Origin of the sequence: Dermacoccus sp. NHGro5, from assembly GCF_017565385.1 — a bacterium.
Classification (GTDB): Bacteria; Actinomycetota; Actinomycetes; order Actinomycetales; family Dermatophilaceae; genus Dermacoccus; species Dermacoccus nishinomiyaensis.
Genome location: NZ_JAGEKQ010000015.1, coordinates 84,594 through 99,931 on the forward strand (window position 1 = coordinate 84,594; position 15,338 = coordinate 99,931).

Annotated in this window: 12 protein-coding genes; 6 read left to right on the forward strand and 6 right to left on the reverse strand. The window is 69.6% G+C overall.

What is annotated here, in order from left to right; genetic code table 11:
* Nucleotides 1–185 precede the first annotated feature (185 nt).
* Nucleotides 186–2,165, forward strand: coding sequence for a glycosyltransferase (locus tag J4Z35_RS07865; RefSeq protein ID WP_038568980.1), 1,980 nt, complete (start codon nt 186–188; stop codon nt 2,163–2,165).
* 123 nt (nt 2,166–2,288) lie between these two features.
* Here J4Z35_RS07865 and J4Z35_RS07870 read toward each other — a convergent pair whose 3' ends face one another.
* Complete coding sequence (locus J4Z35_RS07870; protein WP_208065480.1) at nt 2,289–3,419, reverse strand: aminotransferase class V-fold PLP-dependent enzyme; 1,131 nt, start codon at nt 3,417–3,419, stop codon at nt 2,289–2,291.
* A gap of 10 nt (nt 3,420–3,429) precedes the next feature.
* Nucleotides 3,430–4,419 carry a UDP-N-acetylglucosamine 4,6-dehydratase (inverting) gene (gene pseB, locus J4Z35_RS07875; protein ID WP_006943604.1) on the reverse strand — a complete coding sequence of 330 codons (990 nt, stop codon included), beginning with the start codon at nt 4,417–4,419 and terminating at the stop codon, nt 3,430–3,432.
* Nucleotides 4,420–4,569: 150 nt separating this feature from the next.
* Here pseB and J4Z35_RS07880 point away from each other — a divergent pair, with 150 nt between their 5' ends.
* The 3 genes from J4Z35_RS07880 to J4Z35_RS07890 all read left to right on the forward strand — a co-directional run bounded on the left by J4Z35_RS07880 (nt 4,570) and on the right by J4Z35_RS07890 (nt 8,042).
* A complete protein-coding gene (locus tag J4Z35_RS07880; protein WP_006943588.1) occupies nt 4,570–5,691 on the forward strand; it encodes a hypothetical protein in 1,122 nt (373 codons plus the stop codon).
* A gap of 72 nt (nt 5,692–5,763) precedes the next feature.
* Nucleotides 5,764–7,296 carry an aldo/keto reductase gene (locus J4Z35_RS07885; protein WP_006943605.1) on the forward strand — a complete coding sequence of 511 codons (1,533 nt, stop codon included), beginning with the start codon at nt 5,764–5,766 and terminating at the stop codon, nt 7,294–7,296.
* Nucleotides 7,296–8,042, forward strand: coding sequence for a TIGR03089 family protein (locus J4Z35_RS07890; RefSeq protein ID WP_006943587.1), 747 nt, complete (start codon nt 7,296–7,298; stop codon nt 8,040–8,042). Before J4Z35_RS07885 ends, J4Z35_RS07890 begins: the two co-directional genes overlap by 1 nt.
* A gap of 124 nt (nt 8,043–8,166) precedes the next feature.
* On the opposite strand, the gene J4Z35_RS07895 is transcribed toward J4Z35_RS07890, so the two are convergent.
* The 3 genes from J4Z35_RS07895 to J4Z35_RS07905 all read right to left on the reverse strand — a co-directional run bounded on the left by J4Z35_RS07895 (nt 8,167) and on the right by J4Z35_RS07905 (nt 10,959).
* Nucleotides 8,167–8,943 (reverse strand): ABC transporter ATP-binding protein, encoded by a 777-nt coding sequence (locus J4Z35_RS07895; protein ID WP_006943597.1) that lies wholly within the window; start codon nt 8,941–8,943, stop codon nt 8,167–8,169.
* Nucleotide 8,944: 1 nt separating this feature from the next.
* Nucleotides 8,945–9,808, reverse strand: a complete 864-nt coding sequence (locus J4Z35_RS07900; protein WP_074040692.1) for an ABC transporter permease — start codon at nt 9,806–9,808, stop codon at nt 8,945–8,947.
* Between the two features lie 110 nt (nt 9,809–9,918).
* Nucleotides 9,919–10,959 (reverse strand): glycosyltransferase family 2 protein, encoded by a 1,041-nt coding sequence (locus tag J4Z35_RS07905; protein ID WP_006943585.1) that lies wholly within the window; start codon nt 10,957–10,959, stop codon nt 9,919–9,921.
* A 559-nt stretch (nt 10,960–11,518) separates the two neighbouring features.
* On the opposite strand from J4Z35_RS07905, the gene J4Z35_RS14845 reads away from it, so the two are divergent.
* Both J4Z35_RS14845 and J4Z35_RS07915 read left to right on the forward strand, forming a co-directional pair.
* A complete protein-coding gene (locus J4Z35_RS14845; RefSeq protein WP_253184151.1) occupies nt 11,519–13,237 on the forward strand; it encodes an LCP family protein in 1,719 nt (572 codons plus the stop codon).
* Between the two features lie 162 nt (nt 13,238–13,399).
* On the forward strand, nt 13,400–13,993 hold the full coding sequence (locus tag J4Z35_RS07915) for an NAD(P)H-binding protein (RefSeq protein ID WP_243754946.1): 594 nt from the start codon (nt 13,400–13,402) through the stop codon (nt 13,991–13,993).
* Between the two features lie 151 nt (nt 13,994–14,144).
* On the opposite strand, the gene J4Z35_RS07920 is transcribed toward J4Z35_RS07915, so the two are convergent.
* Complete coding sequence (locus J4Z35_RS07920) at nt 14,145–15,314, reverse strand: acyl-CoA dehydrogenase family protein (RefSeq protein ID WP_131941352.1); 1,170 nt, start codon at nt 15,312–15,314, stop codon at nt 14,145–14,147.
* Between the last annotated feature and the right edge of the window lie 24 nt (nt 15,315–15,338).

Genomic DNA, 15,338 nt, shown 5'->3' on the forward strand with positions numbered 1-15,338 from the left:
TCGTCTCGTGGCGGCTTGCCGCGCGTCGCCACCGGGCAGTCCCGAGGCTAGACGGCGACACACCATGGTGCCACAGCGGGGCAGGCAACATCGAACGCAGATCGCCGCCCACGTGCGTGGGCACCGGCCGCTCCCCCGCTCGCTGACTAGACTCGCCCCGTCCGCCCACGCCATCAGGAGGCCCCGTGCCCAAGCTCAGCGTCGTCATCCCCTTCTACGGAGTTGAGGACTACCTCGAGGCGTGCCTCGTCTCCGTGCGCGACCAGCTCCTGCACGACGTCGAGGTCATCCTCGTCGACGACGGCTCGCGGGACGGTTCTCGCGCCATCGCCCAAGGCTTCGTCGACGAGGACGCGCGCTTCCTGCTCGTCACGCAGGAGAACGCCGGCCTCGGGCCCGCACGCAACGCCGGGGCCGCACACGCGACAGGTGAGTACCTGACCTTCCTCGACAGCGACGACCTCCTGACCGCACGCGGGTACTGGACGCTCGTGACCACGCTCGAAGCCACCGGTTCCGACTTCGCCGCCGGCAATGCGCTGCGGTTCACCGACGCGGCCGGCACCTACCAGTCGTGGACGCACGCCCTGCCGTTCGCGACACCGGCCCGCCGCACCACTCTCGCCGAACGCCCCGACCTGATCCGCGACCGGATGGTGTGGAACAAGGTGTACCGGCGTTCGTTCTGGGAGCGCGGTGACTTCGCCTTTCCACCGATCCGGTACGAGGACTACCCCGTCACCCTGCGCGCCTACCTCGAAGCACGCAGTGTCGACATCGTCGACGAGCACGTCTACCTGTGGCGCGATCGCGAGTCGGGCACGTCGATCACCCAGCAGACGGGTGATGCGCGCAACGCCGCCGAACGCTTCGAGTCAGCCCGCCTGGTGATGGATGTCCTGCACGCCCACGATGCCCCGGCCGAGGTGACGCGTCGCGTCGCGAGCTACTTCGCCCGTGTCGACCTCGTCTCTCTCGCCGGCACGATGGTGAGCGCACCCGAGGCCGATCGCCCGGGGTTGGAGCGCATGGCGTGCGAGCTCGCGGCGATGATCGACCCACGCGAAGCAAGCGATCAGACGCAGGTCTCGAAGTTGATCCACACCGCCCTGCGCCGTTGCGACCTGCCGTTCGCCCGCGCGCTGGCGCGCTGGCGCAATGGCGGCTCGAAAAAGACGCTCGTGCGGGACGTCGCCCGGTTGCGCGACCCGCGCGCCGCAAGCGAAGTCGCGGTCGCGCTCATCGCCTCGCGCACACCCCAGCACCCACTCAAGGAGCGCCGACTGCGCTCCAGCCTGCACGCCGTCTCGACGAACGCTGCGCGGATCGACGTCGTCATCGACACGCGCCTCAATCCGGCGCTCGCGCGCCATGCCACCGTCAGTGCACAGCTCATCCCTTCGACGTCAGTGCGTGACGAGCGGTCGTCACATGTCGAAGGGCCCTCGCACGGCCAGGCGGCCTCCCCCGGCATGACACACTCGCCGAGCGATGTGGGCGCCGTGGCGCTGCAGGTGACGACCCGTGAGTCGATGCCGTGGGGTGTTCGACTGCACCTGAGCGCCGCGCTGGGCACGCGCGTCGATCTGGGCCACTACGCCCTCGACCTGCGCTTGAGCCTGCCCGGCGGTCTGCAGCGCTGGCGCGGCCAGGTGGAAGGCTCCCCCGATGTGCTCGCCGGCCCCACGAGGACCGCGACCGCCCCACCTCGCGCCACGCGCGCATCGATTCCACGAGCAGGCTGGGTGCAGCCCGTCACGCAGCCGCGAGCAGGCCTGGCGGTCCTCGCGGGCGACGAGGTCGTGCTCGCCGGCGCTCGGCTCGTCAGCGACGCCTTCGTCCTCGCCCTTCCGGCCGGCGTCTCGGCCCTTCAGGTGCATCGTCGCGCACCGATCGATCCGCTCGATGTGGTGGTGACGGCGGGCGCCGTCCGCCTCGACCCTGCTGAGATGTTCGCCGGGGACGCGCCCATCAACCCCGTCGACGGTATCCACGAGGCCGCACTGCTGGGAATCGAGGACGGGGAGCGCCGCCCGTTGCTCATCTCCGGTTCGGCGGGCCCGCTCGAGGTGTCTTTGCCCGACGGCGCCCGGGTGCAGCTCGCGCGCGACGGCCGCGGGCGCGCGCTGCTGCGCAAGCTCCCGGCGGCGTTCGGCGACGTCTGACCAGGCCCGGCCAGCACAGCTGGAGCCCCGCCTGCGACGACGCGAGCGAAGGGCGACGCCCACGAAGAAGGCGCTCACCCCGATGCCGGGGCGAACGCCTTCTTCACGAATCGACGATGTGAGTCACGCCCCGCAGAACGTCCGAATGATCTCGATGACCCGATCGACGTCCGAGTCGGCGAGGTCGGGAAACATCGGCAGACTGATCTCCTGCTCGTAGTAGGCCTCGGCCTTCGGGCACATGCCGCGCTTGTAGCCGAGATCGGCGAAGTACGGCTGCCAGTAGACCGGGATGTAGTTGACCTGCACACCGATGCCCTGCGCACGCAGATGGTCGAACAGCTCGCGGCGTCGGCCGTCGGTGATGCGCAGCGGATAGAGGTGCCAGACCGGTTCCGCGCCCGCGCGGTGGCCGGGCAACGTCAGCTGCTCGATGCCCGCGAGGCCCTCGTTGTAGCGGTCCGTCAGCTCCTGACGGCGCGTCTTGAACTGCTCCAGTCGCGTCAGCTGGCTCGAGCCGAGCGCGGCCTGCAGGTCGTTGAGCCGGTAGTTGAGGCCCAGTTCGGGCATCTCGTACCACCACGCGCCCTCGTCGGGATGACGCAGCTGGTCGGCCTCGCGCACCATGCCGATGCCCTTGAACCGGCGCGCGCGCTCGAGGACGTCGGCGTCCTTCGCGACGACGGCGCCGCCCTCACCCGTCGTGAGGTTCTTCGTCGGGAAGAAGGAGAACGTCGTGATGTCCGCGAGGGAACCGACCGGCACACCGTTCAGGGAGCCGCCGACGGAGTGCGCCGCGTCCTCGAGCAGGTACGCGCCCGCATCCTTCGCGACCTTCGACAGCGCGGGGGCGTCGATGGGGTGGCCGCCGTAGTCGACGCCCGCGATCACCTTCGTCGAGGCGGTGACCTCGGCGGCGGCGGCCTCGGGGTCGAGGTTGCCCGTGTCCTCGCTGATGTCGGCGAAGACGATCTTGGCGCCCAGCAGCGCCGCCGCGGTCGCCGTTGCGAGGAACGTCAGCGGGGTCGTGATGACCTCGTCGCCCGGGCCGACCTCGGCCGCGGCGTACGCGACGTGCAGCGCAGCCGTGCCGGAGGTGACGGAGACCGCCGGCTCGGCGACGCCGGCCAGTTCGCCGATCTGCTTCTCGAACGACTCGACGTACGGGCCGGTGGTCAGCCAGTCACCCGACAGCACCTCCTGCACGGCGGCGATGTCGGCGTCGTTGATGGACTGACGGCCGTAGGGCAGCATCCGCGCGCCCTCAGATGCCCGAGGCGAGCATCTGCTGCAGCTGCTCGATCGTGTACCACTGGTCGTTGTCGCCCGAGGAGTAGTGGAAGCCGTCCTCGACGGGCTTGCCGTCCTTCGGCGGCTCGTAGCCCCACGTCGCGAAGTCGGGCTGCAGGACGAAGTACTTGCCGTCCTTGACGATCACCGCGCGGCGGCCCTCCTCCGGGGAGATCATCTCCTCGTGCAGCTTCTCGCCGGGGCGCAGGCCGACGTCGTGCATCTGCGCGCCGGGGGCGATGGCCTGCGCGAGGTCGGTGACCTTCATCGACGGGATGCGCGGCACGAGCAACTCGCCGCCCTGCATGAGGTCGAAGGTGTCGAGCACCATCTGCACGGCGTCGTCGAGGGTGATGAAGAAGCGGGTGCAGCGCAGATCGGTGATCGGCAGCGACTCGCCGGCCTCGTGCATCGCCTTGAACTTCGGGATGATCGAACCACGCGAGCCCATGACGTTGCCGTAGCGCACGACGGCGAAGCGCGTCGGGTAGGCGGCGGCGTAGTGGTTGCCGAGGATGAACAGCTTGTCGGCCGTCAGCTTCGTCGCGCCATAGAGGTTGATCGGGCTCGAGGCCTTGTCGGTCGACAGTGCGACGACCTTCTTGACGCCCGCGTCGATGCACGCCTCGATGACGTTCTGCGAACCGATGACGTTCGTCTTGACGAACTCGTACGGGTTGTACTCGGCCGTGTCGACCTGCTTGAGCGCCGCGGCGTGCACGACGTAGTCGACGCCGTGCATGGCGCGCTTGAGGCGGTCGAGGTCACGGATGTCACCGATGAACCAGCGCAGGCGCGGGTCGTCCTTGAACAGCGCGCGGCACTCCCACTGCTTCAACTCGTCACGCGAGTAGATGACGACGCGCTTGGGGTTGTGCTCGGCGAGCAGCTTCGTGATGAAGGCCTTGCCGAAGGAACCGGTACCACCGGTGACCAGGATGGACGAATCGTCAAGAATGCTCACGCGGGCTCCCAAATCATGTCGTACGTCGGTGACGCCGGAGCAAACGCCACGCGACGTGGCGCCTCACCGTTCTGCTCGATATCAGGTCAAGGCTAGCACCCGGCCCGTAGGCGCCCCCCGACCGTGCAGGCGGGGTGAGAGCATCGACGCATGGACGCTTCTCGTTCCCCGTCTCCCGCTGCGTGGCCCGGCGAGCCCGCCGCGACGACGCCTTCCTCCCCCACCCGTCGCGTCGTGCTGCGCGCCGATGCCACACCGACCATCGGCGTCGGGCACGCGATGCGATTGCTTGCGCTCGCCCAGGAGTTGCGCGGACGAGGCATCGAGGTGCACCTCGCGGGCGATCTCGATGTGGCATGGGTGGCGTCGGCCTACGCCGAGGCCGGCGTTCTCGTGCACCCCTGCCCCACCGACCCCGACGACCTCGCCACGCTCGTGCTCGATCTCGACGCGCGGTGGTGCGTACTGGATCGCTACGACCTGGGTCCGCGCTGGGGCGTGTGGCTGCGGCGAGCCGGCGTCGTCGTCATGGCGATGGTGGACGGGCCGTTCTCGGCTGATCAAGACGCCGACCTCTACGTCGACCAGAATCCCGGTGCGACGCCTCGTGCCGTCGGCGCGGGACAGCTCGCCCTCGCAGGGGCGGACTACACCCTCTTTCGTGACGACGTGCTCGCGCTGCGCCGCCCCGTCGGTGACGTCGCCGTCGATGACGTCGCCGACGAGGAGCAGCGCCCTCTGCGCGTGCTCGAGGTGTTCGGCGGCACCGACCCGTGCGGCGCGGCGCCCGTCGTCACACCTCTCGTACTGCAGGCATGCAGCGGCCTGGCCGCCGACATCACCGTCGTCACGCCTGACCGGACGTGGGTCGCCCCCCTCGCCGCGGATGCACCCCCCGGTGTCGAACTGCGAGCGAGCGGACCGGTGAGCGACCTCGCCGCGCGCGCCGCGGCCTGCGACCTCGTCGTGACCGCGAGCGGGTCGTCCGTGTGGGAACTCATGTGCCTCGGTGTCCCGCTCGGCGTCGTCTGCGTCATCGACAACCAGCGCCCGGGTTACGACATGGTGGCCGATGCAGATCTGGCGCTCGGGCTCGGCGACCTCGAGATGCTGCGACGCGACGATGACGCGCGCGCCGCGGCCGTGAGCGCGCTGCGCGAGGCGTTCACCGACCGCGACGTGCGCGTCGAGCGGGCCGCACGGGCTCAGGAGTTGCTCGACGGTCGGGGTCGCGCCCGCGTGGCGGAGGCTCTTGTCAGCCTGGCTCGCTAGGCTGGCGAACGCACCCTCGTCGAATCGGCACTGTTTCGAACAGCACCGTCCCAGCAGCTCCGGAGGCTCACCGTGACCCGCACCCGCGTCGTCATCCAATCCCGCCTGAACTCGAGCCGGCTGCCCGGCAAGGCGCTCATGACGATCGGCGGGATGCCGCTGATCGAGCTCGTCGCGCGCCGGGCCTCGCGTGATGGCCACGAGGTCGTCGTCGCCACCAGTGAGGAACAGTACGACACCCGCATCTTCGACCACCTCGCCCGCGTCGACATCCCGGCGATGCGTGGCTCACTCGACGACGTGCTCGGCCGCTTCGTCGAGGCGACGAAGGACATGGACGACGACGACCGCGTCGTCCGCCTGACCGGCGACAACCCCGTCGGCGATTCGAGCCTCATCGACGAACTCGTCGAGGCCATGGATGCGGGCGGTTACGAATACGGTCGCAACGACGTCTCACACATGCCCGAGGGGCTCGGATGCGAGGTCTTCCGCGTACGCGATCTGCGGCGCGCCGCCGCATCGACGAGCGACCCGTACGACCGCGAGCACGTGACCCCGTGGTTGCGCCGCAACGTCAAGACCCTCGACTTCGTCCCGGCCGCGAACCCCGGCGACCCCGAGCGCTTCCGCTGCACCGTCGATGTCCTCTCCGACTACGACCGGGTGTGCCGCCTGTTCGCCAACAAGCCGGACCCGGTCGCCGTCCCATGGACGGACCTCATCGCAGAGATCGGCGGGCCCGCCTTCACCGCCGGTCCCAGCGTGCCGCGCCGCGACGACAGCGAACTCGATCAGTCCGTCATGATCCTCGGCGGCCAGGCGTTCGCCGGCCCCAACGCGCCGTCGGCCGCGGAGATCCGCGCGATGCTCGCGACGGCCGTCAACCGCGGCGTCAACCACGTCGAGGTCGGTCGAGGCGACCACAACGCCGAGGAGATCCTCCACAAGTGCGGCGAGCCGCAGCTGACACAGCGGCTGCACTTCATCTCCCGCCTGCGTGAGATGCGCACCAACGACCCTCGACTCGCGGCCGCCGTCATCGAGGCCCAGCTCGAACGTTCCTTCGCCGAACTCGGCCGGCGTCGGGCGTCCGCCGTGCTCATGGCGAACGTCGACGAGGCGCACGACGCCGACGGCGCCGGCTGGCACCGCCTGCGCGACTACCAGGACAGCGGCGAGGTCGGCCGCATCGGCGTCAACGTCGAATCGCTCGAAGAACTCGAACGCGCCCTCGACCTCACCGGGCTCGGCTACGTGCAGTTCCCGCTCGGTGTCGCCGACCGGCAACTGCGCGCGGCGGGAGAGCTGCTCGGAGGGCGCGACGTCGTCGTCACGACGCACGCGACGTTCGCCGGCGGCACCGTGTTCGACCCGAGCGAACTCAACCGTCAGCTCGTGCTTCTTGCACACGAACTGGGACGCGCCAACGTCGCCGACCTGTGCGTCGCCTACAGCTTGTCGCACCAGTTCGTCGACTCCCTCGCGATCGGCACCCGCAGCAACCAGCAGATGATCGACGACCTCGCCTACTGCCTCAACGCCCCGCTGACGGCCGACGAGCGCGACGCCGTCGAGGAACGCCTCGACGCGGTGGTGTCCTGATGACGACCCGCACCCCGTGGCAGGTGCTCGAACACCTCGTCGCGACGGATCAGACGGCACCACGGGTGACGTTCTACGAACGCACACCCGGCCCCACGCAGGGTGAACGCATCGAGTTGTCCGCCAAGGTGCTGACGAACTGGGTGAGCAAGGCCGCCAACCTCTTGAGCGAGGAGCTCGACGTCGACGCGTCCTCGAGCGTCATCGTGCACCTGCCCGCTGCTCACTGGCGCACGGCCTACTGGTGCCTGGCCGTGTGGTCGCTCGGGGCGCAGGTCGTCTTCGTCGACGCCGACGACGACGATGGCGCCCTGCCGTCTGCCCCCATCGTGCGGGAGGCCGACGTGCTCGTCACCTCGAACCCTGCGGACGAGGTCGACATCGACATCGTCGTCGTCACGCTCGCGATGCTTGCGCGTCGATCGTCCGCTCCCCTGCCAACCGATGCGATCGATGAGGCGCAGGAGCTCAGCACCTTCGGCGACGTGTTCACCCCGTTCGATGTCCCGGCGCCGACGGCCGCCGCGCTGACCGTGGTGACGGGCGCCGGCGACGAGCGTCAGACGTCGTACGCCGACCTCACGACGCCACTCACCGACGCCGGCCGGCACTTCCTGGCCTCGCCGTCACCGGAGCTTCTCGCCGGCGTCCTGGCGGGCGGCGGCAGCGTCGTGCTCGTGCGAGGCGACATGGAGGCCGCTGACCTGGCGCGCCTACTGGAGCAGGAGTCCGCGCAGCCTCGATGAGGCGTCGTCGCCAGGCGTGCACGAAGGTGGACGAAATTCGCCGAGGTGCACGGAAATCGCGAAGGTGGACGCGATTCGCGAATGTGGACGAAGATCGCCGATGGGGACGGGAATCGCAGGTGGGTCAGCTGACGCCGGCGTCGAGATCCTTGTTGTAACGGTCGATGATCTCCTTCATCGGCCCGTCGCCGACGAGGGTGCCGCCCTGCAGGTAGATGCCGCGCGTGCAGAAGCGCGTGAGGTCACCTTCGGAGTGGCTGACGAGGAACAGCGTGCGTCCCTCGGCGAGAAGCCCTTCCATCCGCTCGTAGCACTGCTCGCGGAAGGCACGGTCGCCGACGGCGAGCACCTCGTCGACGAGGAGGATGGGCTCGTCGAGCTGCGTGATGACGGAGAAGCCTAGCCGCACCTGCATGCCGGAGCTGAAGTGGCGGAACGGCAGGTCGAGCCCCCGCTGCACCTGCGGCCCGGCGAACTTGACGATGTCGTCGAATCGCTCGTCGACCGTCTCCTTCTTCATGCCGTGCAGGCCGGCCATGAGGTAGATGTTCTCGCGAGCCGACAACTCGCCGATGAAGCCACCGGTGAGTTCGATCATCGGGGCGACGCCCTCGTGGATGCGCGCTGAGCCCTCGTCGGGAAGCAAGGTGCCGGCGATCATCTTGAGCAGCGTCGACTTGCCGCCACCGTTGGCCCCGACGAGACCGACGGCCTCCCCACGGCCGACGTCGAACGAGACGTTGCGCAGCGCCCAGAACGTCTCCTTGTCGTAGGAGGTCTTGCGCTTGTAGATGATCTCGCGCAGCGACAGGTTGCGCTTGCGGCCCTTGAGGAACTCGACGCCCAGGTCGTCGACCTCGATGACCGGCTTGCCCTCGGGGGTCTGCCATTCGACGGGCATCTCAGATCTCCTTGAGGATCGCGGGCTCGAGCTTGCGGAACACCCAGGAGCCGAAGGCGAGCCACCCGAGCGAGAGGACGAAGGCGAAGATCCAGCTGTGCCAGTCGGGGCCGTGCTCGCTGACGAAGCCCGCCCGGTACATGTCGATGATGCCGGTGAGCGGGTTGATCTGCATGAGCGTCGTCGCCCAGCCGAACCCGTGCTGCGAGGCCTTCTCGGCGAGCAGATGGATCGAGTAGATGATGGGTGTCAGGTAGAACAGCACGCGCAGGATGATGCGGACGATCCGGATGAAGTCGTCGACGAGCGCTGCCACCGGGGCGATGACGAGGCCCATGCCCATGAGCAGGATGAACTGGATGAGCAGCGCCGGGATCCAGTACACCAGCTCCCAGCTGAGCTGCACCTCCCCGTTGGCCCAGTAGTAGAGCATGAATCCGATGAGGATCGGCAGTGACAGCAGGTGCTCGATGCCCTTGGAGATGACCACGCGCGCCACCCACAACTCGCGCGGAAGGTTCGTCGAGCGGACGAGCAACCGCTCCGCGTAGAGCGCTCGCGCGCTCTCGTTGATGACGTTGTTGAACCAGTTCCAGGCGAGCATGCCGGCGACGATGAAGAGCACGATCGGCACACCGTCGGTGTTCTTGAACCGCTGAGCCATCGGCTCACCCGGTGAGGGGTCGCTCGCCCAGATGACGCCGAAGACGAACGAGTAGACCAGCGCCATGGCGAGGGGGTCGATCAGGGTCCAGAGGTAACCCAACGCCGAGCGCGAATAACGCACGCGAAGGTCACGTCGGACGAGGGTGTCGAGCGTCGCTCGATGGTCCCAGATCCGCGCCAAGCGGTTCGATGAGTTCATGTCTTCCTTCATGCTGACCAGCTGCTTCGCCCACCGGCTCGAGGGCAGCGGCACCTGGCGGTGCCACGACGCAGGCATCTCAGCCTACCGAGCACGCGCTGGGAGTTCGCTCAGGCTCGCGGGGCCTGCCCCGGTTCGGCGGGTTCGAGCTCGACGCGGGAGGTGAGGAAGCCCAGGCCCCAGGCCAGGTGCATCGTCGCGAGCACGGCCGGCATGCGGACGACGACGGCCGCGTCGCGCCCGCGCGCCGCGTGCACGCCTCCGGCGGTGACGAGGGCCGCGTACCCGAGCGGCGCTGCGAGCGCCGGGCGCCAGAACGCGCCGAGCGCAGCACCCCCGACGACACCGACGACCGCGACGGGCGGCGCGAGATAGCGCAGGTTGATCGACCCCTTGTGCTGACGCGCGACGACGCGACGCCACATGCCGTACTCGAAGTACTGCTTGGCGAGCGCCTTGAAGCTCGCCCGCGGACGATAGGTGACGCGCAGTTCGGGGGTGAACCAGACGGTGCCGCCCGCGCGGCGGATGCGGTAGTTCATCTCCCAGTCCTGTGCCCGCGTGTAGCGCGGGTCGTACATCCCGACGCGCTCGATCCACTCGCGCGCGAAGTTGCCGAGGTAGACCGTCTCGACCGCGCCGGCGTCACCGCCTTGCTTGAACTTCACGCCCCCGACGCCGATCTTCGACTTCATCGCGCACTCGACGGCCTGCTCGAAGTCGGTCGTTCCCTCAGCGTCCATGATGCCGCCGACGTTCGCGGCGCCCGTCTCGGCGAGCAGCCGCTCGACCGTGCGCAGGTAGCCCGGCGAGAGGATGCCGTGGCCGTCGACGCGTACGAGGATGTCGTGGCGCGTCGCAGCGAGCGCGGCGTTGAGGCCGTCCGGCGTGCGGCCCGTGGGGTTCTCGACGAGGGTGATGCGATCGTCGGCGTCTGCGAGCTCGCGCGCGACGTCCCACGTTCGGTCGTGGCACGGCCCGATGGCGAGGACGACCTCGAGCGGGCCGTCGTATTCCTGCGCGAGGATGGCGCGCACCGACTCGGCGAGGTGCTTCTCCTCGTCGAGGATCGGCATGAAGACGGAGATGCCGCGACGTTCCCCGTCGTCGGCTCCGGCCGGTTGTGCGGCGGGCGAATGCTCATCTGACACGGAACGACGTCTCCTGATCGAGCTCGGTGCGCCGTCGGCGGCCCCGTCCTGGGCCCGCGGCGGCGCGGATGCGTTCGTCAGCCTACCGGGGGCCAGGGCGCGGGCGGCGGGGCCCCGACCTGCTCGCCCCGCGTGGCGCTGCCCCGAAAATCACAGCGCAGTTGTCTAACCTCGAGGGGTGCCGCAGCCGAATGATCCCCGTGACCCTCGTCAGCCCCGCCCCCGCCCCGACGGGCATGGCGGCCCTCGCGAGCACGACGCGTTCGTCGTCGACACGCGCCGTTCGAAGGGCAATCGACGCGCGATGCCGCAGCGCGCCGACACACCGTGCGCGGGTGACGCACCGCGCGACGCCGAAGGTCCCCGCCGCGGGGCCGAACAACCTCAGCGGCGGCCCGACGCACCCCGTCGCGCGCCCGATGCCGACCGTGGGCCAGCCGCACCCCGTGACGCCGTCGCCCGACGTCCCCACCCACAGGAGCAGCTTCCGCCGCAGGAACGCCCGACGCCCGGCGGCACGCCCCGAAACCAGGACGTCGCAGGAGCCCAGGCGATCCCCGTGCGCGGCGCGCGGCGCGACAACGCGGGCCCCGCAGGACGTTGGAGCGATCCCCGCGCCTCGAACGCCCGCCCGACCGAGGCTCGCATCGGCGAGCGCCGTGACGGCGACGCCCGCACCGGTGACGGCCGCCCGGCGGGGCGTCTTCCGAGGCGTCCCGGTGGCGCTGCCGCGGCGGGCGCAGGTGCTGCAGCCGCGGGTTCGGCGGGCGCAGGTGCTGCAGCCGCAGGTTCGGCGGGCGCAGGTGCTGCAGCCGCGGGTTCGGCGGGCGCAGGTGCTGCAGCCGCAGGTTCGGCGGGCGCAGGTGCTGCAGCCGCGGGTTCGGCGGGCGCAGGTGCTGCAGCCGCAGGTTCGGCGGCCTCCGCCGACGAGCGCCGCCGCACCTCACCCGACGCCCCGGACCGCGACTCGACCCGTGCCATGCCGCAGGAAGATGCCCCGGGCCGCGACTCCACGCGCGCCATGCCGCAGGAGGGTGCCCCCCGCCAGGGCGGACGACGTCGCGTCATCGGAGGTGCTGCGGCGGCCGGGGCCGCGGGCGCCGCCGCGTCCGGGCACGCTCGCGCCGCCGGCGTGGGGCCCAATGTCCGTGACATCGACGCCCAGCGCGGCCCCCACCGCGACCTCCGTCCTGGCGGCCCTCACGGACCCGCCGAAGCCAGCGGCCCCGTCGGACAGGGCGGCCCCGGCGCACAGGGTGGCCCCGGCGGGCCGGGCGACTCGGGCGAGGAACCGCCTCGTCCACGCGGCCGGTTCGGGCGCGGCAAGAAGATCGTCGCAGGGGTGCTCGTGCTGCTCCTGCTGTGGGTCGGCGGCCTCGTCTGGGCCGGCATGTCCGCGTGGGGCAAGGTGCAGAAGGTCGACGCGATCCCCTCGGAGCACCTCGCCGATTCGGGCGCGGGCCACAATACGCTCATCGTCGGATCAGACGGGCGCAGTGGCCTCACGACCGAGCAGAAGAAGAAGCTCGGCACGGGTGACGCGGAGGGCCAGCGCACCGACTCGATCATGATCCTGCACACGGGCGGCGACAAGCCGACCCTCATGTCGATCCCGCGCGACAGCTACGTCTCCATTCCGGGGCACGCGAAGAACAAGATCAACGCGTCGTTCTCGATCGGCGGCCCGCAGCTGCTCGTCAAGACGATCGAGACGAACACCGGCATCCACATCGACAACTACATGGAGATCGGTTTCGGCGGGTTCGCCTCCGTCGTCGACGCCGTCGGCGGTGTCAACATCTGTGTCGCCCGCGACATGGACGACCCCAAGGCCCACATCAACCTCAAGAAGGGGTGCCAGCAGATGGACGGGCCGACGGCCCTGGGGTACGTGCGAGCCCGTTATTCCGACCCGGAGGGCGACCTCGGGCGCGCCAAGCGTCAGCGTCAGTTCCTCGCGGCGCTCATGAAGGAGATCAGCTCGCCCTCCAACCTGCTCGTGCCGTGGAGGCTCAAGGGCCTCGGCGAATCGGGCGCGCAGGGGCTCACGGTCGACAAGGGCATGTCGATGATGCAGGGCCTGCGGACGATGTGGAACCTCAAGAAGTTCTCCGGAGACGGCGGCAACTCTGTCGTCGTGCCCATCGGCAACGCGGCGCTGCCCACCCCCGCCGGCGAGGCCGTCGAATGGGACGCGACGCGTTCGGCCGAGCTGTTCAAGGCCATCAAGGAGAACGGCGACACCTCCTCCTTCGTCAAGAAGACGACGGCGAACTGAACCTCGTGACGGTGGCCTCACCCCGCTCGGGGTGGGGCCACCCTCGTCTGTCGGTGTCGCCCTGAGAGCGGTGGGACGACGAGGCGCGTCGTCGGCCGGCGGGGAACAATCCATCCCGACTGGTGGTTGGTGCTGTCATTCATCCCCACGAAGGAGATCACCATGAAGATCGCAGTGTTCGGCGCCGCGGGCATGCTCGGCTCGGCCATCGTCAGTGAGGGTCGCTCGCGGGGCCACGAGATCGTCAGCGTGTCGACGCGGCCCGGTGCGGGTGACGTCGTCGCCTCGATCGAGGACACGGACGCCGTCGTCCGCCTCGCGAAGGACGTCGACGCCGTCGTCGTCTCGGTGCCGCCCGCACGCTCGACGAGCGCCGAGGCGTGGCTCGCGGCGCACGAGCGTCTTGCGGCGACCCCGCTCGAGGCCCGCCTGTTCATGGTCGGCGGCGCCGGTAGCTCGCTCGACGCGAACGGCCGTCCGCTGCTGGAGGGCGAGGATTTCCCCGCCGACTTCCGTCCCGAGGCGGAGGCCGCGAGCACGGCCCTCGCGATGTTCCGGGACGGTTCGCCCGAACCGACCTGGACGATTGTCTCCCCCGCTCCCGTCCTCGCCCCCGGCGAGCGCACAGGCCACTATGAGACGTCCGACGACCACATGATCGGCGTGAGTGTCTCAAGCCAGGATCTGGCCGTCGCGATCATCGACGAGCTCGAGAACCCCCGGCATTCGAACAAGCGGTTCGTCGTCTCCAACTGACGCCACTCGTCTCCGTGACGCGGCCGGCAGGACACCGGGTCGCCCCGTGAGGACGAATATCGGTGCGTCGTCGTAGCGCGCGAGGCACGGAGGACGAGTGCGGGCCGCAGCTGAGGTCAGCTGCGGCCCGCACTCGTCGTCAGGGCTGGGTTCAGTAGCCCTTGAGCACCGCGCGGCCCATGACGAGACGCTGGATCTGGTTGGTGCCTTCGTAGATCTGCGTGATCTTCGCGTCGCGCATCATGCGCTCGACGGGGAAGTCCTTGACGTAGCCGGCGCCGCCGAGCAGCTGGACGGCGTCGGTCGTCACCTCCATCGCGACGTCGGAGGCGAAGCACTTCGCGGCGGCGCCGAAGAACGACAGGTCGGCGTCCTGACGCTCCGACTTCGCGGCCGCGACGTAGACCATCTGACGGGCCGTCTCGACCTTCATCGCCATGTCGGCGAGCATGAACTGGATGGCCTGGAACTCGGCGATGGCCTTGCCGAACTGCTGACGCTCCTTGACGTAGCCGACGGCGTAGTCGAGCGCGCCCTGCGCGATGCCGACGGCCTGCGCACCGATCGTCACACGCGTGTGGTCAAGGGTGCGCAGCGCGATCTTGAGGCCCTCGCCCTCGGCGCCGACGATGCGGTCGGCGGGGATGCGGCAGTTGTCGAAGTGCAGCTCACGCGTCGGCGAACCCTTGATGCCGAGCTTGCGCTCGGGCTCACCGAAGCTGAAGCCCTCATCGCTCTTCTCGACGACGAACGCGGAGATGTTGCGCCCGCGCTCACCGTTGGGGTCGGTGACGGCGAGGACGGTGTAGAACTCGGATTCGCCGGCGTTCGTGATCCACGACTTCTGGCCGTTGAGGACGTAGTGGTCGCCGTCGCGCTTGGCCTTCGTCTTCATCGACGCGGTGTCGGAACCGGCCTCGCGCTCGGACAGACCGTAGGAGAACATCGCCTCACCGGAGGCGAGCTTCGGTAGGTACTTCGCCTTGATCTCCTCGCCGCCGCCGAGGATGACGGGCATGGAGCCGAGCTTGTTGACGGCCGGGATGAGCGAGGAGCTCGCGCAGACGCGGGCCACCTCCTCGATGACGATGCACGTGCCGAGGGCGTCGATGCCCATGCCGCCGTACTGCTCGTCGACGTGCGGCGCCTGCATGCCGGCCTCAATCAGGGCGTCGAGGGCCTCCTGCGGGAAGCGCGACTTGTCGTCGACGTCGGCCGCGTGCGGCGCGATCTTGTTCTCGCAGACGGGGCGGATGGCCTCGCGGAGCGCCTCGTGCTCCTCGGAGATCTTGTAGAGGTCGAAGTCAGGGTTAGCAGCCATACCGGCATGCTACCCGCCAGTACG

Bases quoted from the DNA above. Each gene is read 5' to 3' on its own strand.
- J4Z35_RS07895 (WP_006943597.1), bottom strand. From the start codon at position 8,943: ATGCCCGTCGAATGGCAGACCCCCGAGGGCAAGCCGGTCATCGAGGTC.
- J4Z35_RS07900 (WP_074040692.1), bottom strand. From the start codon at position 9,808: ATGAACTCATCGAACCGCTTGGCGCGGATCTGGGACCATCGAGCGACG.
- J4Z35_RS07920 (WP_131941352.1), bottom strand. From the start codon at position 15,314: ATGGCTGCTAACCCTGACTTCGACCTCTACAAGATCTCCGAGGAGCAC.
- J4Z35_RS07870 (WP_208065480.1), bottom strand. From the start codon at position 3,419: ATGCTGCCCTACGGCCGTCAGTCCATCAACGACGCCGACATCGCCGCC.
- J4Z35_RS07880 (WP_006943588.1), top strand. From the start codon at position 4,570: ATGGACGCTTCTCGTTCCCCGTCTCCCGCTGCGTGGCCCGGCGAGCCC.
- J4Z35_RS07890 (WP_006943587.1), top strand. From the start codon at position 7,296: ATGACGACCCGCACCCCGTGGCAGGTGCTCGAACACCTCGTCGCGACG.
- J4Z35_RS07915 (WP_243754946.1), top strand. From the start codon at position 13,400: ATGAAGATCGCAGTGTTCGGCGCCGCGGGCATGCTCGGCTCGGCCATC.